At 38.0% G+C, this 21,165-nt stretch carries 24 protein-coding genes; 19 read left to right on the forward strand and 5 right to left on the reverse strand.

What is annotated here, in order from left to right; all coding sequences use genetic code 11:
- Window positions 1–150: 150 nt before the first annotated feature.
- Genes ACEVFT_RS14925 through ACEVFT_RS14945 form a run of 5 tightly spaced genes read left to right on the forward strand, consistent with a single transcriptional unit; the run spans window position 151 to window position 3,674 of the window.
- On the forward strand, window positions 151–1,146 hold the full coding sequence (locus ACEVFT_RS14925) for an ABC transporter substrate-binding protein (RefSeq protein WP_393950562.1): 996 nt from the start codon (window positions 151–153) through the stop codon (window positions 1,144–1,146).
- A 1-nt stretch (window position 1,147) separates the two neighbouring features.
- On the forward strand, window positions 1,148–1,438 hold the full coding sequence (locus tag ACEVFT_RS14930; protein ID WP_205443692.1) for a thiamine-binding protein: 291 nt from the start codon (window positions 1,148–1,150) through the stop codon (window positions 1,436–1,438).
- Window positions 1,438–2,211 (forward strand): ABC transporter permease, encoded by a 774-nt coding sequence (locus ACEVFT_RS14935; protein ID WP_342532454.1) that lies wholly within the window; start codon window positions 1,438–1,440, stop codon window positions 2,209–2,211. The genes ACEVFT_RS14930 and ACEVFT_RS14935 overlap by 1 nt, the downstream gene beginning before the upstream one ends.
- The gene (locus ACEVFT_RS14940; protein WP_393950563.1) at window positions 2,186–2,935 is read left to right on the forward strand and encodes an ABC transporter ATP-binding protein; all 750 of its coding nucleotides are present in this window, start codon (window positions 2,186–2,188) and stop codon (window positions 2,933–2,935) included. Before ACEVFT_RS14935 ends, ACEVFT_RS14940 begins: the two co-directional genes overlap by 26 nt.
- Complete coding sequence (locus ACEVFT_RS14945; protein WP_393950564.1) at window positions 2,925–3,674, forward strand: TatD family hydrolase; 750 nt, start codon at window positions 2,925–2,927, stop codon at window positions 3,672–3,674. Before ACEVFT_RS14940 ends, ACEVFT_RS14945 begins: the two co-directional genes overlap by 11 nt.
- A 25-nt stretch (window positions 3,675–3,699) precedes the next feature.
- Here ACEVFT_RS14945 and ACEVFT_RS14950 read toward each other — a convergent pair whose 3' ends face one another.
- The 5 genes from ACEVFT_RS14950 to ACEVFT_RS14970 all read right to left on the reverse strand — a co-directional run bounded on the left by ACEVFT_RS14950 (window position 3,700) and on the right by ACEVFT_RS14970 (window position 8,237).
- Entirely contained in the window at window positions 3,700–3,882 is a 183-nt protein-coding gene (locus tag ACEVFT_RS14950) for a hypothetical protein (RefSeq protein ID WP_342532451.1), read from the reverse strand.
- Between the two features lie 92 nt (window positions 3,883–3,974).
- Window positions 3,975–5,519 (reverse strand): solute symporter family protein, encoded by a 1,545-nt coding sequence (locus ACEVFT_RS14955; protein ID WP_393950738.1) that lies wholly within the window; start codon window positions 5,517–5,519, stop codon window positions 3,975–3,977.
- 8 nt (window positions 5,520–5,527) lie between these two features.
- Window positions 5,528–5,866: a DUF485 domain-containing protein gene (locus ACEVFT_RS14960; protein ID WP_342440593.1), complete on the reverse strand. Its 339-nt coding sequence runs from the start codon at window positions 5,864–5,866 to the stop codon at window positions 5,528–5,530.
- Window positions 5,867–6,347: 481 nt separating this feature from the next.
- A complete protein-coding gene (locus ACEVFT_RS14965) occupies window positions 6,348–7,901 on the reverse strand; it encodes a solute symporter family protein (RefSeq protein ID WP_342440592.1) in 1,554 nt (517 codons plus the stop codon).
- Entirely contained in the window at window positions 7,902–8,237 is a 336-nt protein-coding gene (locus tag ACEVFT_RS14970) for a DUF485 domain-containing protein (RefSeq protein WP_205443682.1), read from the reverse strand.
- A 585-nt stretch (window positions 8,238–8,822) separates the two neighbouring features.
- Here ACEVFT_RS14970 and ACEVFT_RS14975 point away from each other — a divergent pair.
- The 14 genes from ACEVFT_RS14975 (at window position 8,823) to ACEVFT_RS15040 (ending at window position 21,015) form a co-directional block, all read left to right on the forward strand.
- Complete coding sequence (locus ACEVFT_RS14975) at window positions 8,823–9,419, forward strand: SCO family protein (RefSeq protein WP_205443681.1); 597 nt, start codon at window positions 8,823–8,825, stop codon at window positions 9,417–9,419.
- Window positions 9,420–9,613: 194 nt separating this feature from the next.
- Window positions 9,614–9,949, forward strand: coding sequence for an ArsR/SmtB family transcription factor (locus ACEVFT_RS14980; protein ID WP_221682857.1), 336 nt, complete (start codon window positions 9,614–9,616; stop codon window positions 9,947–9,949).
- Window positions 9,950–9,980: 31 nt separating this feature from the next.
- Window positions 9,981–10,979 carry an NADP-dependent oxidoreductase gene (locus ACEVFT_RS14985; protein ID WP_393950565.1) on the forward strand — a complete coding sequence of 333 codons (999 nt, stop codon included), beginning with the start codon at window positions 9,981–9,983 and terminating at the stop codon, window positions 10,977–10,979.
- 21 nt (window positions 10,980–11,000) lie between these two features.
- Complete coding sequence (locus ACEVFT_RS14990) at window positions 11,001–11,234, forward strand: DUF4362 domain-containing protein (protein WP_393950739.1); 234 nt, start codon at window positions 11,001–11,003, stop codon at window positions 11,232–11,234.
- A gap of 133 nt (window positions 11,235–11,367) precedes the next feature.
- Window positions 11,368–11,799: a hypothetical protein gene (locus ACEVFT_RS14995; protein ID WP_393950566.1), complete on the forward strand. Its 432-nt coding sequence runs from the start codon at window positions 11,368–11,370 to the stop codon at window positions 11,797–11,799.
- A 213-nt stretch (window positions 11,800–12,012) separates the two neighbouring features.
- Window positions 12,013–12,555 carry a pyridoxamine 5'-phosphate oxidase family protein gene (locus tag ACEVFT_RS15000; RefSeq protein WP_393950567.1) on the forward strand — a complete coding sequence of 181 codons (543 nt, stop codon included), beginning with the start codon at window positions 12,013–12,015 and terminating at the stop codon, window positions 12,553–12,555.
- 430 nt (window positions 12,556–12,985) lie between these two features.
- Window positions 12,986–14,212, forward strand: coding sequence for a benzoate/H(+) symporter BenE family transporter (locus ACEVFT_RS15005; protein ID WP_393950568.1), 1,227 nt, complete (start codon window positions 12,986–12,988; stop codon window positions 14,210–14,212).
- A gap of 43 nt (window positions 14,213–14,255) precedes the next feature.
- Window positions 14,256–15,548: a glutamate-1-semialdehyde 2,1-aminomutase gene (gene hemL / locus ACEVFT_RS15010; protein WP_393950740.1), complete on the forward strand. Its 1,293-nt coding sequence runs from the start codon at window positions 14,256–14,258 to the stop codon at window positions 15,546–15,548.
- 122 nt (window positions 15,549–15,670) lie between these two features.
- Window positions 15,671–17,110 (forward strand): MocR-like pyridoxine biosynthesis transcription factor PdxR, encoded by a 1,440-nt coding sequence (gene pdxR / locus ACEVFT_RS15015; RefSeq protein ID WP_342532445.1) that lies wholly within the window; start codon window positions 15,671–15,673, stop codon window positions 17,108–17,110.
- A gap of 46 nt (window positions 17,111–17,156) precedes the next feature.
- Window positions 17,157–17,315 carry a hypothetical protein gene (locus ACEVFT_RS15020; protein ID WP_393950569.1) on the forward strand — a complete coding sequence of 53 codons (159 nt, stop codon included), beginning with the start codon at window positions 17,157–17,159 and terminating at the stop codon, window positions 17,313–17,315.
- Between the two features lie 316 nt (window positions 17,316–17,631).
- On the forward strand, window positions 17,632–18,132 hold the full coding sequence (locus ACEVFT_RS15025) for a sigma-70 family RNA polymerase sigma factor (RefSeq protein WP_342532442.1): 501 nt from the start codon (window positions 17,632–17,634) through the stop codon (window positions 18,130–18,132).
- On the forward strand, window positions 18,129–19,385 hold the full coding sequence (locus tag ACEVFT_RS15030) for a DUF4179 domain-containing protein (protein ID WP_393950570.1): 1,257 nt from the start codon (window positions 18,129–18,131) through the stop codon (window positions 19,383–19,385). Before ACEVFT_RS15025 ends, ACEVFT_RS15030 begins: the two co-directional genes overlap by 4 nt.
- Before the next feature lie 190 nt (window positions 19,386–19,575).
- Window positions 19,576–20,370, forward strand: a complete 795-nt coding sequence (locus tag ACEVFT_RS15035; protein WP_393950571.1) for a phosphotransferase family protein — start codon at window positions 19,576–19,578, stop codon at window positions 20,368–20,370.
- A gap of 195 nt (window positions 20,371–20,565) precedes the next feature.
- Window positions 20,566–21,015: a VanZ family protein gene (locus tag ACEVFT_RS15040; RefSeq protein ID WP_393950572.1), complete on the forward strand. Its 450-nt coding sequence runs from the start codon at window positions 20,566–20,568 to the stop codon at window positions 21,013–21,015.
- The last annotated feature ends 150 nt before the right edge of the window (window positions 21,016–21,165 follow it).

The raw sequence follows: 21,165 nt of genomic DNA on the forward strand, positions 1-21,165 counted from the left end.
GTTTTGAAGAATGATTGTAATACGTCTGGGAGGAATCCTAGGCGTTTTTTTATGTTTTCAAGCAATAGTTTGAAAACCTTGTATACGCTTTCTTCTGGTGACAACATTCATTCATGAACACTTTCATATTACAAACTGGGAGGCTTTCGCATGAAAAAATGGTTATTTATTCTATTGGCAGCACTTTTGACTTTAGTGGGCTGTAGTGACAAGGAGGACAAGCAGGCAACTGACAAGCTGAAAAAGGTGTCTGTGGTACTGGATTGGACACCGAATACGAATCATACAGGTCTGTATGTCGCAAAAAAACTTGGTTATTTTGAGGAACAGGGCTTAGATGTTGAGATAATTATGCCTGGTGAGGCGGGCGCAGATCAGCTTGTTGCTTCTGGAAAGGCAGAATTTGGCGTGAGCTATCAGGAAGGCATTACACAGGCGCGTGTACAAGATGTGCCGCTGGTCTCTATCGCAGCGATTATTCAGCATAATACATCTGGCTTTGCTTCTATTGCATCAAAAGGCATTACATCGCCAAAGGATTTTGAAGGTAAAACTTATGGTGGTTGGGGTGCGCCATTAGAGCAAGCCGTTCTCCAATCATTAATGCAAACAGAAAAGGCAGATATCAATAAGCTAGATATCGTCAATGCAGGGGATTTAGATTTCTTCACAATGATGGAAAAAGACATTGATTTTGCTTGGATTTATTATGCATGGACTGGGATTGAAGCTGAGCTGCGTGGGGAAAAGATTAATATGCTGTATCTAACGGATTATAGTGATCAATTGGATTACTATACACCTGTTCTAGCTACGAATGAAAAAATGCTACAGGACAACCCTGATGTTGTCAAAGCCTTTGTTGCAGCTACATCAAAAGGCTATGAATACGCAATAGAAAACCCAAGTGAAGCAGCTGATATGTTAATCGAAGCGGCTCCTGATTTAGATAAAGAGCTAGTGCATAAAAGTCAGGAATGGCTGGCAGATAAATATCAGAATGATGCCAAGCAATGGGGAGAGCAAAAGCTTTCTGTGTGGGAAAACTATGCAAAATGGATGTCTAGCAATCATGTACTAGAGGGCGAGTTTGATGCGAAACAAGCCTTTACAAATGATTTCTTACCTAAAAAGGAGGCCAATTAAGATGGCAAATTCATTAATCAGTGTGCAAATCATACCAAAGACAGAGAAATATGAAGATGTTATACCTTATGTGGATGCAGCGATTGCTGTGATCGATGCTTCTGGCGTGAAATATGAGGTACATCCATTGGAAACAACGATGGAAGGCGAGCTTTCTACATTGCTCCAAATCATTGAAAAAATGAATGAGAAGATGATCGAGCTTGGTGCCATTAATGTTATTACACAAGTGAAAATTTTATATCAGCCAAAGGGTATTACGATGGATACATTAACGGAGAAATATCAGTAATGAAACGTGCATTGCAAAAGGGAAGGACGATAATTTTTATCGCCTTCCTCTTATTCATATGGGAACTAATCGTGCATTTTGCTGAAGTTCCACATTGGTTATTACCTGCGCCAAGTAGTATTTTGTGGGAAGCCTTTCAGTCGTATCAAACCTTTCTACCACATGTATTTGCTACGGTGCAATTAGCCTTACTAGGTCTGGCCATTGGCATTGCTTGTGGTCTAACGGTGTCGATTGTGTTGCATCGTTTTACATTCATTCGGGAGTTGTTTTATCCAATTCTTATTATGTCGCAAAATGTTCCCATTCTTGTCTTGGCACCATTGCTTATTATTTGGTTTGGCTTTGGCTTATTACCGAAGCTCATTATTATTTGCCTCGTGTGCTTTTTCCCAATTGTCATTGCAGCGATGGATGGATTTAGGCAAACGGCCCCTGAATTAAAGCATTATTTTGCCATGATCGGTGCTACCAAGGCACAAACCTTTTGGAAGCTGGAATGGCCTCATGCCTATCCAGCCATTTTCTCAGGCGTTAAAATTGCTGCTACATATAGTGTGATGGGGGCTGTGATTGCGGAGTGGCTCGGTGCAAAAAAGGGTATTGGTGTTTACATGACCTTAGCTCAGTCCTCCTTCCGCACAGATCGTGTATTTGTGGCAATTTTTGCGATTGTTCTCTTGAGCTTACTATTGTTTAGCGGGATTCGTTTGATTGAAAAATTCATGGTGAAGGGGAGAGGCTATCATGCTCAGCATTCAAAACATCGCTAAATCCTTCGATGCACTAAAAGTCCTTGATCAACTTTCATTTGACGTAAGGGATGGTGAGTTTGTGGCCATTGTGGGTCCTTCAGGCAGTGGTAAGAGCACACTTTTTCAATTAATTGGTGGTGTTTCGCCAATTGATCAAGGAGCCATTTTATTAAATGAAGAGGATATCCAGCAAAAAAGAGGAACGATTGGCTATATGCCACAGCAACCTTGCCTATTACCCTGGCGTACGATTTTAGAAAATGTCACGCTTGTAGAGGAATTGCAGCATAAACCTGATGTGGAACGTGCCAAAGAATGGCTAGAAAAGGTTGGTCTTGCCTCCTTTATCCATGCCTATCCGAACGAACTGTCAGGAGGCATGCAGCAGCGTGTATCGTTCATTCGTGCAATGGTTAGTGATAAGCCGATTTTATGCTTAGACGAACCATTTTCTGCGTTGGATGAATTTACAAGACTGGAAATGCAGGCATGGCTTTTATCCATCTGGGAAGAGTATCGTAAATCAATCCTATTTGTTACACATAGTATTGAGGAAGCTCTCTTTTTAGCGGATCGTATACTTGTCTTAACCAAACGTCCAGCAACTGTAAAAAAGGAAATCATTGTGCCCTTTGAGAGACCACGGAAAGAGGAGATTCGACATTCCGCAGCGTTCACAGCGTTAAAGCAACAGCTATTTACGTATTTACAAGAAGAAAAGGGTGATATGTATGTTGATTGATGCGCATATTCATTTGGAACAGTATAATGATGAGGAAATTCCATTATTGTTGGAAGAGGTCGATGCTGTGATTGCGGTTAGCATGCAGCTATCCTCGTGTGAAAGAACGTTGCGTTTATCGAACAGCTATCAGCAAGTAAAGCCTGCTTTTGGCTTCCATCCTGAACAGCCTTTACTAAGTCCAAGCGACGAGGCAGCTTTATTCGATTGGATTCGTACGCATCAGGATGAGATGGTCGCTATTGGTGAGGTGGGTCTACCTTATTATTTAAGGCAAGAGCAAGCGATTGATGACCGTCCTTATGTGGCGTTATTAGAGCGTTTTGTTGTATTGGCGAAGGAACTTGATAAGCCGATTGTATTACACGCTGTATATGAGGACGCTAGTGTTGTGTGTGATTTGCTGGAAAAGCATCAGCTGCGTCAAGCCCATTTTCATTGGTTTAAAGGGGATGAAGCTGTTGTGAAGCGCATGATCGAGCGTGGTTATTTTATTTCCATTACGCCAGATTGTTTGTATGAAGAGGAGATTCAACAGCTAATTCATGCTTATCCGATTGAACTGATGATGGTGGAAACGGATGGTCCTTGGCCGTTTGAAGGACCGTTTACGAACAAGCGTACATCGCCATGGATGATGCATTCTACAATTGAAGTGATTGCCTCTATCAAAGGACTGTCAATACAGGAAGCGGCCAAAATCATTACGCAAAACACGAAAGCCTTCTATCGGCTTTAAAAGAAAAAGCAGTATAGGGTACGAGTTAATCGTCCTTATACTGCTTTTTATATTTTGTATAATCATGCTCCAATTTTTCGTTCTTTGTTTTCGTTAAGCGTTCATGTGTACTGAAAGCGATAGATTGCCGATTTTTTTCAACATCTTTACCGACTGTGCGTTTTATGTGCATCCGCTTCTTTTTAGCGTTAGACTGTGACACGAGCATAACCTCCAATTCATTATTTAATTCTATAGTAGCGAATAGGGAAGAAAAAGTAAAACCTCGTAAGCAAGATACTTACGAGGCTGTCGAGTGTATTAGTGAGATACGTCCTGTACAGAAATACCTGTGTTAGCTTTAACGTCAACTTCACGATATTTCGCATCATCTGTTTCTTTAGAAAGTAATGTGCCGATGAAACCACCAAGGAAACCAAGTGGTACAGAGATTAAGGCTGGGTTCGTTAACATGATTAAAGGATCACCAACGAAAATGGCCTTACCTTCAACTGGATTCCACACGTTAGGTGACATAGCAACTAATACTAATGCAGAGATTAAACCTGTTAACATCGCAGTAACAGCACCAGCTGTATTAAAGCGTTTCCAATAGATTGTGTAAATGATTACTGGAAGGTTAGCAGAACCTGCAATACAGAATGCTAAAGATACTAAGAATGCAACGTTTAATGTTTGTGCACCAAGTGCTAATAGGATAGAAATAACAGCGATTGTAATCGAACCGATACGAGCTGCAAGAACTTGCTCTTTTTCTGTAATTTTACCCTTTTTGATAATTTGTCCATAAATATCATGTGATAGGGCAGATGCACCAGATAGTACAAGACCTGCTACTACCGCTAAAATTGTTGCGAATGCTACTGCACAAACGAATGAGAATAGAATGTCGCCACCAAGTGCTTCTGCAAGAAGTGGGGCAGCCATGTTACCAGCAGCGTTTGCTGCGATAATATCTTCTTTCCCAACGAATGCTGCTGCACCGAAACCTAAGAAAATTGTTAGAACGTAGAAGATACCTACGATCCAAGTAGCCCAAATAACAGATGAACGAGCTGTTTTTGCGTCTTTTACTGTGAAGAAACGCATTAAGATATGTGGAAGACCCGCAGTACCTAATACTAACGCAATTAACATAGAGATTGTATCAAGTCCATTTGTATATTTAAGACCTGGGTTTAAATAAGCAGCGCCACTTTCAGTAACAGTTGTCATTTCTTTAAACATTGTAGCAATACTGAAGCCGAACTCTTTTAATACTAAGAATGAAATAATAACTGTACCTAACATTAAAAGACAAGCTTTAATAATTTGTACCCAAGATGTTGCTGTCATACCACCGAATAGCACGTAAGTTGTCATCATGAAACCTACGATTAATACGGCGATCCAATAGTCGATTCCTAAAAGTAATTGAATAAGTGCTCCTGCACCAACTAGTTGTGCAATCATGTAGAATAAAACAATTGTAATAGTGCTTAAAGCAGCTGTTCCACGAACTTTTTCGTTATTAAAACGCGCTGTAATCATATCAGCTAAAGTAAATTTCCCAAGGTTACGTAACGGCTCAGCAACAATATATAATACCACTAAGTAAGCTACCAAATAACCAATAGAGAAGAAGAATCCATCAAATCCAAATAATGCTACAGCACCAGCGATACCTAAGAAGGATGCTGCTGATAAGTAGTCACCTGCGATAGCTAGTCCATTTTGCCAGCCTGTTAAGCCACCACCAGCAGTGTAGAAATCACTTGCTGAAGATGTACGTTTAGATGCCCACCATGTAATAACTAATGTTAAACCAACAATGCCTACGAAGAAGAATATGGCTGTAAAACTCATTCCGTTACTCATCGGCGGCCACCTCCGTTCTCGTATTCAGCGATAATCGCTTTTGCTTCTCTATCGAAGCTGTTTGCTTTTGCTACATATAAATGACATAACCCCCATGTCATGATGAAAAGACCTGCTGCATAGATCCACACCCAAGTAATTTCCCCAAATGCCTTTTGGTGTAGAATTGTTGTGTACGATGTCAGAATTGGTAACAACATGTATGCCGATAAAAATATGGCAGTCATAGACCAAAGAAAAGAATTCTTTCTTCGTACAAGAGATTTAAACGATTCTTGGTTTGCAATTGTATCATAGTCAATCACGATACCTTTTTTTGCTTGATTGTTCCCCATTAACATTCCCCATTTTGTGTATATTTTTTCTACCTCAAGACTTGATTTTGCTAGTTTAGTGAATTCACATTTTCATTTTATGAAACAGTTCACAAAATTGCAATACATTTCAGAAAAATTATGTAAAAAAAATTTTTCAGAAAATACTCTTAGGAGAGAAAAAATGGCGTAAACTCAAGAATATAAAGGGTTTTAGAAAATTCAGATAAATAAATGAAGTGAAGAGAAATCTAGATTCTTGACAAAAAATGAAGGGTAAATTTACAAAAAAATCTCGTTTTTTCAATCAAAAATAAACACTATTTGCCTAGTGAAAATTGGATTTTTTCTGTTTTTTGGAAGTGAAATAATATTGTTCGATAAATAAATTGGTAGATATTGAATAACAAAAAAGGCGAAAAACTCGACCAAAAATCGAATTTTTTGCCTATTTTTTTGCGCTTTTTGAATTAGGATTCATTATGCAGGTGGTGTATAAATATTAATGTGAAATATCAGAAACAGACACACCTGTATTTGCTTTCACACGAATTTCTTTATAAATACGTTCTGCCTCTTCCTGTGACACTCTGTTAGGTGAAAGGACAGTTCCCAAGTATCCAGCAATAAAGCCAAGTGGAATCGTAATAATCGCTGGAACAGCAAGTGGCACAAGTGGTTGTCCAACAAAAATTGCCGCACCTTCAACAGGGCTCCAGACATTTGGTCCCATTGCTCCTAAAATTAAACAGGACACTAATCCCGTTACCATCGCTGTTACAGCACCTGTGGAATTAAATTTCTTCCAATAGATTGTATAAAGGATCACAGGTAGGTTTGCTGATGCACCGATACAAAAGGCAAAGGATACTAAAAATGAAACATTTAAGCTTTGTGCAAACAGAGCAAGAATAATAGACACGATTGCAATCGAAATAGAACCTGTACGGGCTGCCATCACCTGTTGCTTCTCTGTTAATTTACCGCCTTTAATGATTTCTCCATAAATATCATGAGAAATGGCAGACGCCCCTGTCAGAACTAAACCAGAAACAACGGCTAAAATAGTCGCAAATGCAACGGCGCCGATAAATGCCATCAATACATCTCCACCTAAATAATGCGCAAGAAGGGGAGCAGCTGTATTACCAGCCTTACTTTCAGCAAGAATTTGATCTAAACCTACAAAGTTTAATGCACCGAACCCTAAGAAAATGGTTAATGAGAAGAAAATAGCTGTAATCCAAGTTGTCCAAGAAATAGAGGCACGTGCTGTCTTTGCGTCCTTTACTGTAAAGAAACGCATTAAAATATGTGGTAAGCCAGATGTTCCTAAAACTAAAGCCATCATCATCGAAACAGAGTCAATTGTGCTTGTGTACTTAATTCCAGGTACAAGGAATTTTTCACCATGATCTACTGCAATTGTGTCGAACATCTTCATAAGAGAGAAGTCAAATTTCATTAACACTAATACCGCTAATAGACCTGTCCCGAATAATAACAAGCTTGCTTTAATGATTTGCACCCAGGAAGTCGCTGTCATGCCACCAAATAGTACATAAGTTGTCATCATAACACCGACTATTAATACGGCAACCCAATACTCAATGCCAAATAATAGTTTAATCAATGCACCAGCACCAACGAGCTGTGCAATCATATAAAGGATAACGATAATAATCGTACCTGATGCCGCCACGCCACGAATTCGTTTTTCATTGAAACGAGCCGTTAACATATCTGCTAACGTGTAGCGACCTAAGTTACGCATTGGCTCAGCAATGACATAAAGAAGCACTAAATTTGCTACGACATAGCCTACAGAGAAGAAGAAACCGTCAAAACCAGTTAAGGCAATCGCACCAGACACACCAAGAAAGGCCGCTGCCGATAAATAGTCACCAGCAATCGCAAAGCCGTTTTGCCACCCCTTTAAGCCACCACCAGCTGTGTAAAAATCAGCCGCAGAGGATGTACGCTTTGCTGCAATATAGGTAACAACAAGTGTTAAGCCCACAATAGCTAAAAAGAAACCTATGGATACGATGTTCATTTATTTTCCACCTTTCGCCTGATACTCTGCTAGCACAGCAGCTGCAGCTTTATCGAATGAAGCAGCTTTTTTTACATATACTGTACAGAGCACAATCGTCATGATAAATAATCCTGCTGAATAAACCCATACACCCGTAATATTTCCGAAGATTTTTTGTTGTAGTACAGGCTGGAAAGCAAGAATCGGAAGCAAGATATAAAGAAATAAAAACACTGCTGTAATCGAGAACAGAAAGGTATTTTTCTTTTTTACAAAGCTATTAAACGATTCCATTGCTTCAATTGCATGATAATCAATTGATTGGGCCTGTTTTTTACTTGAAACATTCGCCATTATTATTCCCCCTAAAGTTATATATTTCTGTTTTAAACGACATATTTCTTTTTCGTTCGTCGTTATATTCACTTATTTTATGGGGGAGATTCCTATAATGCAATACTAAATTTTGAGTTTTTATAATTTTTAGTCACTTTCGTTTTGAGGAAATAACATAGAAATAATAAGGATTTATTAGAATAAATTTGTTTGAAAGAGCGTGCGGTTTTCTGATGAAATAATATTGTTAAAATAGTTTGTTGTTAATAAAAATGAATGTAGGAGAAAATACAAACATAAAAGAGAATTTTCTGTATTTTATTATTCTGCTATTAAATTCCAAGGAAGCTCAATCAGCAGAAATAATTTGTTATATAACAATTATCTGAGGTTTTGGGAAATAACGAAAATAATAAAAAAAAGCTACGAAAAAATTTTTGAAAAGGATGTGTCATTTGGAAGATTTAGTGTGGTGGAATTCCAGAATCAGTTAATGTTCACATGTTATACAAATAGCCATCTGGGTGTAAGTCCATTATCTTGTGTTTAGCTTCTATAATGAATAAAATAAGATGATGAAATGAAGGGAAGTGGGCAACACGAATGAAAAAGAAAAGGATATTGCTAGTTTTAGTTCTAGCAATTAGTAGCATTTTAGCTGCTTGTGGTAGTTACAAGTTTGAACCAACATTAAATCTAGAGGTTCAAGATTTCACAGTAACGAACCAAAAAAATGAACAAGTGAGCCTAGATGATCTTAAAGGTAAGCCTTGGTTAGCCATGTTTATTTTTACAAATTGTACGACAATCTGTCCACCGATGACATTTAATATGACAGAAGTTCAACAAGCACTGCAAGATGAAGGCCTTGAGGATTATCAAATTGTGGCATTTAGCGTGGATCCAGAGGTGGATAAGCCTGATGTTTTAACAAATTACTTAAATACGTATAATGTTGTAGATGAAAGCAAGTGGCAGCTATTAACGGGCTATCAACAAAAATTCATTGAACAATTTGCACGTAAATCATTTAATTCTTTAGTTAAAAACGATCCTAACTCAGACCAAGTCATACATATGTCGAGCTATTATTTAGTAAACGCAGACGGCACAGTTGTAAAAGACTATGATGGCGCGACAAACGTACCAGTTGAAACAATCGTTGGAGATATGAAGGCTCTTATTAAGGAGAGCAAATAACGCAGAGGTCCATGTGACTTCTGTGTTTTTTTATTGAAAATGGGGAAAATAGGGTGTACGCCTTCTAAAAATGATTCGTCTCGATTTACTTTCCCAATATTGCAGGGAATACAGCGATATTATATTGTTGTATGCAGTGATGGTTCATTAACTTAAACTATTCAACTAATTAGTAAGCGGAGGTATTTAATTAAATGAATAAACAGGACCAGCTTAACTTGATTAAGGACGATTTTATAAATTCTCAAAAGGTACTATTAGCCATTGGTGATGAAACCAGACAAGCCATTTTAATGGTTTTAATGGGAACAGATTGTCAAACAGGGCTGCGTGTGGGAGAAATCACGGAACAAACGCATCTTTCTCGTCCTGCTGTGTCACATCATCTTAAGATTTTGCGAGATGCTGGTGTTATTTTAATGCGTAAAGAAGGTACAAAAAACTTTTACTATATAGATATACGGACAAAACTAGGTTCGTTAAAAAATCTTGTTTTGGATATTGAGACGCTGTTAACGGAATTTTATTGAAAATACGATATATTATCTGGAGGAATAAACAATGAAAGCAATGGTTATCGATCAATATGGCAAAGCCCCAATGCGCTTGGCAGAAATGCCGACACCTGAAATAAATGAATATGAGGTACTCGCTGAAATCCATGCAGCAAGTATTAATCCGATTGATTTTAAAATCCGTGATGGGAAAGTGAAACTGTTAATCCAATATAAAATGCCTCTTATCCTAGGAAATGATTTTTCAGGAGTCGTAGTGAAAGTTGGTAAAAAAGTAACTCGTTTTAAAGTAGGGGATGAAATTTATGCGCGTCCACGGAAGAGTAAAATTGGTACTTTTGCGGAATATATCTCCATTCATGAAGATGACATAGCCCTAAAACCTAAAAATTTAAGCTTTGAGGAAGCCGCATCGATCCCATTGGTTGGTTTAACTTCATACCAAGCCTTACATGACATCATGCAATTACAGAAAGGACAAAAGATTTTAATTCATGCTGGCTCTGGTGGTGTAGGAACCTTTGCTATTCAACTAGCAAAGGCGATGGGTGCCATAGTTGCAACAACGGCTAGCGAAGCTGGTGCAAGCTTAGTCACATCTCTAGGTGCAGATAAAGTGATTAATTATAAGAAAGAAAACTTTGAAGCTATACTGAAAAATTATGATGCTGTCTTTGATACGCTTGGTGGTCAGGCACTCGAAAAATCTTTCGAAATCATTAAGGATGGTGGGAAAATTGTCTCCGTATCAGGCAGGCCGAATGCTCGTTTCGCCAAAGAATACGGTTCAGGATTTTTCAAAACATTGTTATTTTCAGCAGCAAGTCATAAACTGACTGCACTTGAAAAGAAACATCATGCTCAATATTCCTTCTTATTCATGAAGCCAAGTGGTGAGCAATTACTAATTATCGCAGATTTGGTTGAGACTGGTAAAATCAAACCAATCATTGATCGAACTTTTTCATTTGAAGATGCTCAAAAGGCGATGGACTATGCGGAATCTGGCAGGGCAAAAGGGAAGATCATCGTAAAAATTAAATAGGCTTTTTTATGTTGTATTTTTATACGAGTAGTTAGGTATACAGTAGAAGGTGATCCAATTCTTCATGATCTTGACTATGATGGTGTAGTTATAAAATCAACAAAAGACAAACGAAGAGATAAATTTGGTGTAGGAAGTGTTGAGGATACTACTTGCACTTCAATTGAGATGGTCGAAGCTACTGAAAGAACGGATTATAATCTTGTAGGCTGCAAAAATCAGATAGACAATACGGTTTTAGTTATTTGGAAATAGTAAGGAAGATTTCAAATGGTAACCTACAGGATTCATATTGACATAATGCCTTTGTAGAAAGAATGAAGTATGATAGAAGATTTAAAAGACGCCAATAAGTAGTTATTGAGGTTAGTGGAAAGGAGAAAAATATGTGAAAGAGTATGCTTTTGAAAATTTGCCTTTCATTTCAAATAACCCCCCTAACAGAATCAAGGAATATCAAAGTGAAATACCGCTCGAAATAATTAGTGAATATCTAAATAACGATTATCAGCTCATTTTACAAACGCCTGTTTTCCCAAGTAGAAGAAAGCTTCACCACTTAGAGGTCATTGAAAAGAATCAATTTTTTAACTTAATTAGAGTAGACAAACTTACGTTTAATACGCAATTAGGTAAATTTATTGAGGAAAATGAATACGTGAATGGCTTCAATTTTTTCTTAATGAAGGATGTAACATATCCTGTTTTTCAGCTCCCACTTTCAAGCCGAGACACCATTAAAATTACTAACTTAACTAATAACCATTTAGTTTTCGTTCAAATCGAATCCTATGACGTTAAAGAATGTTTCTGGAACTAAATATGACCAAATGAGGCAATGGCACTGAGCGTTATTTCCCGCTCAGTTCTTTTTATAAAACTTTGAACTAAACCTGCTAATAATTAATCATAGCTATTATTCAATTTAAACTCTCCACTGAAAATGGATTGCTTAATTGCGATAGTTATGGACGTTTTTATTCAATCCAAAGGTTGATAAAATCACATCATACTACAAGTAGGAGTGATAACAATGGATAAGGTACGTTACAAAGTAAGAGAAGTGTTGGACAAGAACAAAATCGAAACTTTTTTGCAGCAAGCTCGCATTGGGCATCTGGGTTTGGTTGATGGTCATTTGCCGTATGTTGTCCCACTTAATTTTGTGTGGACAAATGGAGTGCTTTATTTCCATGGAGCCACTGGTGGGAGACGAAATCAAGTGATGGGAGAGAATCCACAGGTCTGCTTTACGGTATGTGATGAATATGGAACGATTACGAATCCAGTACCTGCAAAGACGGACACGGCTTATATGAGTGTCATGGTTTTTGGCAAGGCTCAACCTATCATCGATCTGAATGAAGCGACACATATGTTGCAAGAAATGATAAATAAATATGTACCTGGTTACTATCATCGTCCCTTATCCCAGCAACACGTGGACAAATACCGATCAGCCGTTTTCGGAGGGCCTGTTCAAGTGTACCGTATTGATCCTCAGCATATTACCGCGAAAGAAAATCCAATTGCATTAGGGGAGATGTTCCATATTGAAAAAATCCCTCATACATAGTACTGGTTTTCAGAGCTTGGTAAATGAAATCACTGTAAGCACCACTACCCCTAGTCATATAGGGATAGTGGTTTTTTTATGTACCTAATTTTATGGACTGCTAAAATTCGCATTTTTGGATGTTTTTTATCAATCCGTATTACGTTATGCTAAGACCGTTCATTTATAACTGACAATTAGTAAGGAGGGGCATGCTACAGTTTAGTTTAGACTTTATCGGATAGCGGCAAGTGGAAGTGCGTAACACTTTTTTCATTCGGTAAAGCGCTTCTGGAAATTAAGCAAATTTAGAGTATCACTGGAATCTTCACGTTACATAAAAAGAGCTAATGACAACAGCCACAAATGAAGAGAACAGACATTAATACGTGATGAATATTTCTAGAATGAAGATGCGATTTAACTAATTAGTAGAAAGGTAGGAAAATGTATGAACCCAACATCCGTTTCACTGAATGTGCGTGATTTACTTTCGCCCACCATAGCTGCTTTTATATCAGTTTTAGTTAACTATGGGGGCACTTTTATCCTGGTGTTTCAGGCTGCCAAGGTTGCTGGTCTAAGTCCAGAAATGACCGCATCATGGATATGGTCGATTTCCATTGGTGTGGGGGTGACGGGTATCTGGCTCAGTTACCGATACCGTGAACCCATTATTACAGCTTGGTCAACACCGGGCGTGGCGTTTCTTGTTTCGGCTTTGGCGGTTACTCCCTATGCTGAAGCCATTGGTGCTTATATTATTTCTGCAGCAGCATTTGTGTTGTTAGGTTTATCAGGCATGTTTGAACGTTTTGTCCAGCTCATTCCGCCAGGCATTGCCTCAGGTCTGCTGGCAGGTATTTTATTACAGTTTGGTATTTCAGCCTTTGGTGGTGCGAAAGTGGAACCTTTACTTGTCATCGTCCTGTTTACTACGTATATCGTATTAAGACGGTTTACATCTCGCTATGCCATTGTCGGTATGCTAGTCATTGGCTTGATTTATTTGATAAGTATGGGGCGGGTAGATTTCAGCCATATCGAGCTGGCCTTCGCATCTCCTGTTTTTGTTGCGCCAACGTTTTCTCTACATGCATTATTGGGTGTCGCTTTGCCGCTTTTTATTATTACCTTAACGGGACAGTACATGACAGGCATGTTAGTGTTGCGAAATGATGGATTTAAAACGAGTGCCAATCCGATTTTGATTGTAACAGGATTGGGATCGCTCCTGACAGCACCCTTTGGATCGCATGCCTTTAACATAGCAGCGATCACAGCAGCCATCTGTACGGGAAAGGACGCTCATGAGGATTCAACAAAACGTTATATTGCGGGGATTGTCTGTGGCATTTTTTATATAATTGTCGGTGTTTTTGGGGTAACATTGGCTGCGTTGTTTCTAATTCTTCCAGCTACGTTTATTGCAACCTTAGCTGGATTAGCCTTGCTAGGTACAATCGGTAGTAGCCTTGCCAATGCTTTAACAAATCCTAATGGACGCGAAACGGCACTCATTACTTTTTTGGCAACAGCCGCAAATGTTACATTACTAGGAGTCGGTGGTGCATTTTGGGGGCTTGTAGCTGGTTTAGGCGCACATCTATTAATGAATGTGCCATTGCTCAGAAAACAGCAACACATACATGAGGGACAACAAATTAAACAAAGATAAATATAAACTAACAAACATTTAATGACGAAAGGCGGTTTTTAAAATAGATACGACGAAATCAATAGAAGCCTTCGAAATAGCAAAAAAGCTTATGCCCGGTGGCGTAAACAGCCCAGTAAGAGCATTCCAATCCGTTGGGATGGAGCCGATTTTTATAAGCCATGGGAAAGGCTCGAAAATATTTGATATTGATGGCAATAGCTATATAGATTATGTTCTTTCCTGGGGACCATTAATTCACGGGCATGCAGATCAGGAGGTTTCAAGTGCACTTCTTGAAGCCATTAATAGTGGGACAAGTTTCGGATTGCCAACTTTACAAGAAAATAAGCTAGCCACATTAATATCTACTCGGATTCCTTCCATAGAAAAGATTCGAATGGTTAACTCGGGTACAGAAGCGACAATGAGCGCCATTAGACTAGCTAGAGGCTTTACTGGCAAAAACTTGATTGTGAAATTTGATGGAAACTATCATGGACACAGTGATCATCTATTAGTAAAGGCAGGCTCAGGAATTGCTACATTCGGCCTCCCTGATAGTCTGGGTGTACCTTTAGAAATAACTAAACATACAATCTCCATTCCCTATAACAATAGCGAAGCACTGAAGAAAATATTTGATAAATATGGCGCACAAATTGCAGCGGTTATAGTAGAGCCATTTGCAGGCAATATGGCGGGAATACCAGTTAACCCTGAATTTCTCCAAGCAATACGTTCTTTCACTACAAAATATGGTGGGCTGTTTATACTTGATGAGGTCATGACTGGTTTTCGGATAGATTATCATTCTGCTCAAGGGCTTTATAACATAAAACCAGACTTAACTTGTTTAGGCAAGATCATTGGTGGAGGAATGCCTGTTGGCGCATATGGTGGAAGAAAAGAAATCATGAATCAAATTGCTCCTGAAGGGAATATTTATCAGGCTGGAACCTTATCGGGTAATCCAATAGCGATGGTAGCGGGGTATACCACAATCAATAAATTAAATCATGACAGTTACAACTATATAGAAGCGTTAGCAGATCGACTTATTCAAGGCCTATCAAAAGTAGCTCATAACTATAATATTCCCCTTAAAACAACGAAAGCTGGGACGATGATTGGATACGCATTCATCGATCATCCCTTACAAAATTTTGATGATGCTCAAAAAATAGATGTCGAGATGTTTCGTCGTTTTTATAGAGAGATGCTTAAACAGGGTATACTTTTACCACCTTCTCAATATGAAAGCATATTTATCTCGACTGCTCATTCCATACATGATATTGATAGAACGATTCATGCTGCCGATGTAGCCTTTAAAAGTATAGTATCATGTATTTAAATGATGCAAAGTGTACTAAAAACATCCTATTTCCATTTAATTATCGAATTGATAGTATAATAAGTTTGACTGTACGAAACTATTAATTTTAACAATATCTATTCTAACTGGAAGTGAATTGAATGTTACAAGTTAACCGAGACGATAAAAATCCCATATGGCAGCAGTTGCTTGACCAAGCAATTCATCATATTACAACAGGAAAATGGCCACCAGGCGAGTTACTTCCTCCATCCCGAGAGCTCGCCTTATTAGTAGGTGTTTCACGCTCAACCATTCAAATTGTTTATGAGGAATTATTTAGTCGAGGATATACCGTGACAAATTGGCGTGGCGGAACAAGGGTAAGTGAATGGGGATATAAAACCGACTCGCAAGAAAAGGTGATTCCTCAAGGACCATCTACGCCATCATTACCTTTATTAAACGTAGCAGTTGATGAATTAAACAGCTGGTTTAGAGGGAAAGCAAATCAAAACGTAGAAATCGATTTTTGCCCCCATGAGCCGTATTTGGACGAGCAATTTCGAAAAATTTGGCGACAATCTTTTTTACAGGCTTCAGCAGAAACCGATTTGACCAATTGGGGTTACGGCAACGCTTATGGTTTTACACCGCTACGTGAACAGATTCAACGTTATCTGACATTTGAAAGAGGTGTTCATGTAGATATTGACCAAATCATCTTAACCTCTGGTGCACAGCATAGCATCGATCTCATTGCCCAAGCCCTTTTAAAGGAAGGAGAAACAGTTTCTGTTGAAGATCCTGGCTTTCCTGCGGCCTGGATGACCATGAAATATCGGGGTATGAATGTTGTTGCTGTACCCGTGGATGAGTATGGCGTACAAGTAGAGCATATTGATCCACAAACCAAACTCATTTTTGTTACGCCTTCTCACCAATGTGCGGTTGGTGTCATTATGTCTGAGCCACGCAGACAACAATTGCTGCAAAAGTCTGCAAAGGATCAATTTTGGATTGTAGAAGATGATTATGATGGTGAGTTTAGGTATCGAGGTGGCCCGCTTCCTACCTTGTTTAGCCAACAACCTCAAAACACATTGTATATGATGAGTTTTTCCAAAATGGTTGCTCCTGGCATACGAATTTCTGCCGTGATTGGCCCGAAAGATGCCATTCGCCAACTTGCGCAAGTCCAACAATTAACCTATCGACATCTTCCCATTATGGAGCAATTAACGCTTGCTCATTTTATTGAGCACGGTCATTTTATGCGTCATATGAGGAGAGCAAGAAATGTCTATCGACGTAGACATGAAGCGATGACGAAGGCGATTATGGCAACAGGACTAGCCGAACGTTTCAAGCTAAGTGGCATTGAAACGGGTTTGCATATGCTTCTTGAAGCGGAAGAGTCGTTTGATGAAGAAGCGATGACGAACCTCGCACTCGAAAATGGGATACGTGTTTATCCACTTAGCAAGTATTGCTTAGAAAATAATCGAAAAGGATGGGTACTTGGTTTTGCTAAAATAGATGAGCTAGCAATTGAGGAAGGCATTGTTCGTCTAGCAAAAATCCTCTTGCAAGAAACATAATCTAATTTTAGAAATGGGGTGTGTGATACTATGCCGGAATCATTTCTTGTATAGAAAAAGCAAGGAGTATGCTGCTTATGCACCTGAAATATATAATGGCATTGATGTAGATGGTGACCTTTTTGATGAACTGCTTTCTAAGGACTCGAAACATTCGCACATAGCACAAATCGACCGTTTAAAAGTCTCGCCTATTGGGGAATAACCTTGATATCACTGAGCTCTCATAAACAATTTTTAAATATGGTCAGTGAAGCCAATGCAGAATACCAATCAGCAGAACTTGAAGAATTAATCAAGAAAATAGCTGAGGCAATAAAACAAAATAAATGAATGATTCATTATGGTGTTTAATTTTGTCAATACATACAGGTAAGGGGAAAAGGCGATTGTTCAAGTAGAGCAATCGCTTCTTATTATTAACGGGAGATGTGTTGAAATGACAGTTTCCTAAAAAAATTCAGAAATTTTGAACGAAATGAAACAATACGTAGTCTAATAAGGGAAGGAGGCGAAAAAAGATGAAATTTGAATTAGAGCAGCGTGCTATACGTGGAGATCAAGAAGCGATACTTTCACTTATTGAAATGGATGAGGATATTTTATATCGCATGGCCTTTACATATATGAAAAATGAGCAAGACACGATGGACGTGATGCAGGAGCTTGTTTACAAGGCACTCAAAAAAATGCATACCGTTCAACAGCACGAATATGCCAGAACTTGGCTTGTGCGCGTCTTAATCAATTGCTGTAAAGACCATTTACGAAAACGTCCACCGACTGTTCAAATCGAGGAACACCACCTATCTGAATGGGTCATCTATTCAGATATGGAGAGATTATTAGAACATTTATCTTTGTCAGAGCAGCAACTCGTCTATATGAAATATTTCCAACAACTTAAAAATAAAGAAATTGCTGAGCTAAATCAAATTCCTGAGGGAACTGTAAAGTCGAAGCTTCATCACATTTTAAAGAAGCTTAGAAGCTTTGCTAGAGAAAAGGAGGACTGGCTATGAGTAAACCATTGATTGACGTTCCAAAGGAGAAATTGCAACAAGTTCGCATGGACATGTTTCGGAAAGTTAAACGAGAAAAAAGAAGAAAGAAGCGCATTGTTTCGGCTACATTCATCACCATGCTTTGCCTAAGCCTTCTCTTTTCGATTCGCGTCTCGCCAACGATTGCTAGCCAAGTTGCCAAAATACCTGGCTTTCAAGCAATTGTAACAGCGATTGCAATAGATAAAGGAATAAAAGATATTGTAGATCATGAATACTATGAAGAAATCAATGTGACGCAATCTAGAAAAGGTCTAGCACTTACATTGCAGGGCGCGGTTGCCGATAATTCGGGATTTGTATTGTTCTATGACGCTGATGCCTCATTTGATATTTCAAAATTAAACTTAGAGAAAGTTCAATTGTTTCAAGGAGATGAGGAGATTGAATGCGGCTGTACGTTTACGATGAATGCAAGCAATCAAACATACATCTCTTCATCAGTGAAATATAATTTTTTAAAGCCTATCGCCTATACTTCCAAGGATTTTAAAGCAGTTTTTCACTTTCATGATGAAGAGAAAGGTAACATTAAAATATCTTTACCGTTTTCACTGAAAAATGAGATCGCAAAGGAGAAAATTTTTACTGCGAATCGTACGATCGATGTCAATGGGCAGAGATTTACGATTACACAAATTCGCCGTTCGCCATTAAAAGTGGCACTCGATATTGAGGTAGCCAAAGATAATACAATGCAACTATTAGCGCTGGATGATGTTGCCGTCATGACAGAAAGCGGTGAGCGTAGAGATAGTATTAGAAATGATATTTCAACAGGTGGAGATATTCGAGATGGCAAATTTACGCTCTATTTGCAAAGTAACTATTTCGATGATCCAGCGTCATTGACGGTTATGATTGGCGCAGTTCAAGCTGTGCCAAAGGGTGAGGATTTTATCGAAGTTGATTTTGGCACAAACGAAATACTCACAAAGCCTACTTATTTTAAGGGGGACATTTCAATAGTGCAGCAAAATGTAGCAGTTAAGATGAATAAAAATAATGAAGGCAAATTATTAATGCTCTCTGATGCCATAAAAGAAGATGGTACGCCGTTAGAATTCAAAGGTGTGACGATTTCTCGAGATGAGCAGTATGTAGTGGAGACATCACAATTTGAAGAATATAATGGAAAAGCTAAACTATATTTGAACTATTACACGAATCCGATTGGGGAAAATATTGAAGTAAACATTCCATTGCAATAAAATGCAGCTGTTCAAAAAGACGCACCTTTTTGAACAGCTGTTTTGCTATTAGACTAAAGAGGAGCTTCCTTCAAGTATGGAGTAGAATCTTTTTCTACTTAATAGTAGTGCTATTTAGTTGAAGAAGGGGATTTTATTATATGTAGAGAAATAAGTATAGTAAAAATCCTTACTAGATGGAGTGTACTCAATGCAACCAATACTTATCGATGAAATTCCAAGTGAAATTAAAGAATATCTTAACAAAATTTATTCTATAAGGTTTCCACGGCAAGGTTATAGCTCTGATGTTGGATTAATTGAAAATAACCAAGGATTTTATGCATTGAAAAGGACAAAGGGAGAATTATTTTGTTCTTGGTTGAATAGAGAAATAGCTGTATTAAACTGTTTGACTAATCAAACCAAACTACCTGTTCCAAAAGTGAAGAAATTTGTTAAACAAGAAAACCAAAGGAATTCCTGGGCTCTCCTTGAGTTTTTAGAGGGGGAAACACTAAGGACGGCTTTATTTGGCGAGAAAAATAAAGCGAAGCGGCAAGAAATGATATTTAACTTTGGTGCACTCCTATTTCAAATCCATACAACCCCATGTCCAAAAGAGCTAATTTGTGAACGAAAATGGATTGATCAAATGCTAAATCAAGCTGAATATAATTTGAAAAATTATAAAGTGGATGGAAATGAGAAATTATTAGAATACATTAAAACAAATAAACCTAACTTCTATAAACAAACTTTAATTCATGGCGACTTTACAATTGATAATGTTTTAGTTTCCAATGGAGTCATTACAGGAGTAAATGATTGGGGAAGCGGAGCTTATGGTGACCCAAGGTATGACATATCATTGGCTATACGCCCAAAGCCCAATGCTTTTGAACATGAAATAGATAAAGCCATTTTTTTTGAAGGGTATGGGGAAAAGATTATTGATGATAACGTATATGATTATTTTGTAAATGGGTTATATGAATTCTTTTAATGTTTTGTTATTGAACTACCGAGGTGCTTTACTTCAAGTATGGAGTAGAGCCTTTTTTATTTAAGCTATCGGTACTGATTAATTCAATTATATGTTAGTATGTAATGGTATGAGTTCCCTATTTTATCCAAAATAAGATGATAATTGTATGAATGGCATAACTCAAAAGAAGCTTGTGGAAGGAGGTTTGCAAAGGTGTTTAAAAACACTTGGAAAGGTGTATTTATTATATATTTATTCATGTTGTTTATTTTTGTAGTGATTAAGTTCGATGGAAATATAATGAGCGTCATCAATACTATACAAATGAATAAATCACGAGGAACAAGTGTAAACCTAGTTCCTTTTAGAACAATTGGCGCTTATCTAAGCGATATACAATATGGCGTTTATTTAATAAACATCCTAGGCAATATTATTCCTTTTATACCAATGGGATTTCTCCTACCTATGGCCTTTCCAATCCAAAGAAATTTAACGAGAACCATGTTTACTTGTTTCTTGTTAATAGCTAGCATAGAGAGTTTTCAATTACTAAGCTATTTAGGAAGTTTTGATATTGATGATTTTATTTTGAATTTCTTTAGTTGTTTTATAGGGTTTATGCTATTTATAACATACCAAAAAGTAGTTGCTAGTAAATAGACTTTGCTAGTTGCTCATTTAGAGCTATCGCTTCTTGTGCTAACGAAGCAGGCTAGTTGGACAAAGAATTATTGTAACTGAATAGGACAAACTAAGATTTCACTAGGCTCATAAATTGTATTGGTTTGATTTTGGTGTGAAAAGGAGACA

The sequence above is a fragment of the Lysinibacillus sp. PWR01 genome, from assembly GCF_043359455.1.
GTDB classification, from domain to species: Bacteria; Bacillota; Bacilli; order Bacillales_A; family Planococcaceae; genus Lysinibacillus; species Lysinibacillus fusiformis_F.

Excerpts from the sequence above, each read along its gene's own strand:
- ACEVFT_RS14925 (WP_393950562.1), top strand. The coding sequence starts at position 151 with ATGAAAAAATGGTTATTTATTCTATTGGCAGCACTTTTGACTTTAGTG.
- ACEVFT_RS15035 (WP_393950571.1), top strand. The coding sequence starts at position 19,576 with ATGCAACCAATACTTATCGATGAAATTCCAAGTGAAATTAAAGAATAT.
- ACEVFT_RS14950 (WP_342532451.1), bottom strand. The coding sequence starts at position 3,882 with ATGCTCGTGTCACAGTCTAACGCTAAAAAGAAGCGGATGCACATAAAA.
- ACEVFT_RS14985 (WP_393950565.1), top strand. The coding sequence starts at position 9,981 with ATGAAAGCAATGGTTATCGATCAATATGGCAAAGCCCCAATGCGCTTG.
- ACEVFT_RS14955 (WP_393950738.1), bottom strand. The coding sequence starts at position 5,519 with ATGAGTTTTACAGCCATATTCTTCTTCGTAGGCATTGTTGGTTTAACA.
- ACEVFT_RS15005 (WP_393950568.1), top strand. The coding sequence starts at position 12,986 with ATGAACCCAACATCCGTTTCACTGAATGTGCGTGATTTACTTTCGCCC.
- ACEVFT_RS14940 (WP_393950563.1), top strand. The coding sequence starts at position 2,186 with ATGCTCAGCATTCAAAACATCGCTAAATCCTTCGATGCACTAAAAGTC.
- ACEVFT_RS14960 (WP_342440593.1), bottom strand. The coding sequence starts at position 5,866 with ATGGGGAACAATCAAGCAAAAAAAGGTATCGTGATTGACTATGATACA.
- ACEVFT_RS14935 (WP_342532454.1), top strand. The coding sequence starts at position 1,438 with ATGAAACGTGCATTGCAAAAGGGAAGGACGATAATTTTTATCGCCTTC.
- ACEVFT_RS14975 (WP_205443681.1), top strand. The coding sequence starts at position 8,823 with ATGAAAAAGAAAAGGATATTGCTAGTTTTAGTTCTAGCAATTAGTAGC.
- ACEVFT_RS14945 (WP_393950564.1), top strand. The coding sequence starts at position 2,925 with ATGTTGATTGATGCGCATATTCATTTGGAACAGTATAATGATGAGGAA.
- ACEVFT_RS15030 (WP_393950570.1), top strand. The coding sequence starts at position 18,129 with ATGAGTAAACCATTGATTGACGTTCCAAAGGAGAAATTGCAACAAGTT.
- ACEVFT_RS15000 (WP_393950567.1), top strand. The coding sequence starts at position 12,013 with ATGGATAAGGTACGTTACAAAGTAAGAGAAGTGTTGGACAAGAACAAA.
- ACEVFT_RS15025 (WP_342532442.1), top strand. The coding sequence starts at position 17,632 with ATGAAATTTGAATTAGAGCAGCGTGCTATACGTGGAGATCAAGAAGCG.
- ACEVFT_RS14930 (WP_205443692.1), top strand. The coding sequence starts at position 1,148 with ATGGCAAATTCATTAATCAGTGTGCAAATCATACCAAAGACAGAGAAA.
- ACEVFT_RS14970 (WP_205443682.1), bottom strand. The coding sequence starts at position 8,237 with ATGGCGAATGTTTCAAGTAAAAAACAGGCCCAATCAATTGATTATCAT.
- ACEVFT_RS14965 (WP_342440592.1), bottom strand. The coding sequence starts at position 7,901 with ATGAACATCGTATCCATAGGTTTCTTTTTAGCTATTGTGGGCTTAACA.
- pdxR (WP_342532445.1), top strand. The coding sequence starts at position 15,671 with ATGTTACAAGTTAACCGAGACGATAAAAATCCCATATGGCAGCAGTTG.
- ACEVFT_RS14980 (WP_221682857.1), top strand. The coding sequence starts at position 9,614 with ATGAATAAACAGGACCAGCTTAACTTGATTAAGGACGATTTTATAAAT.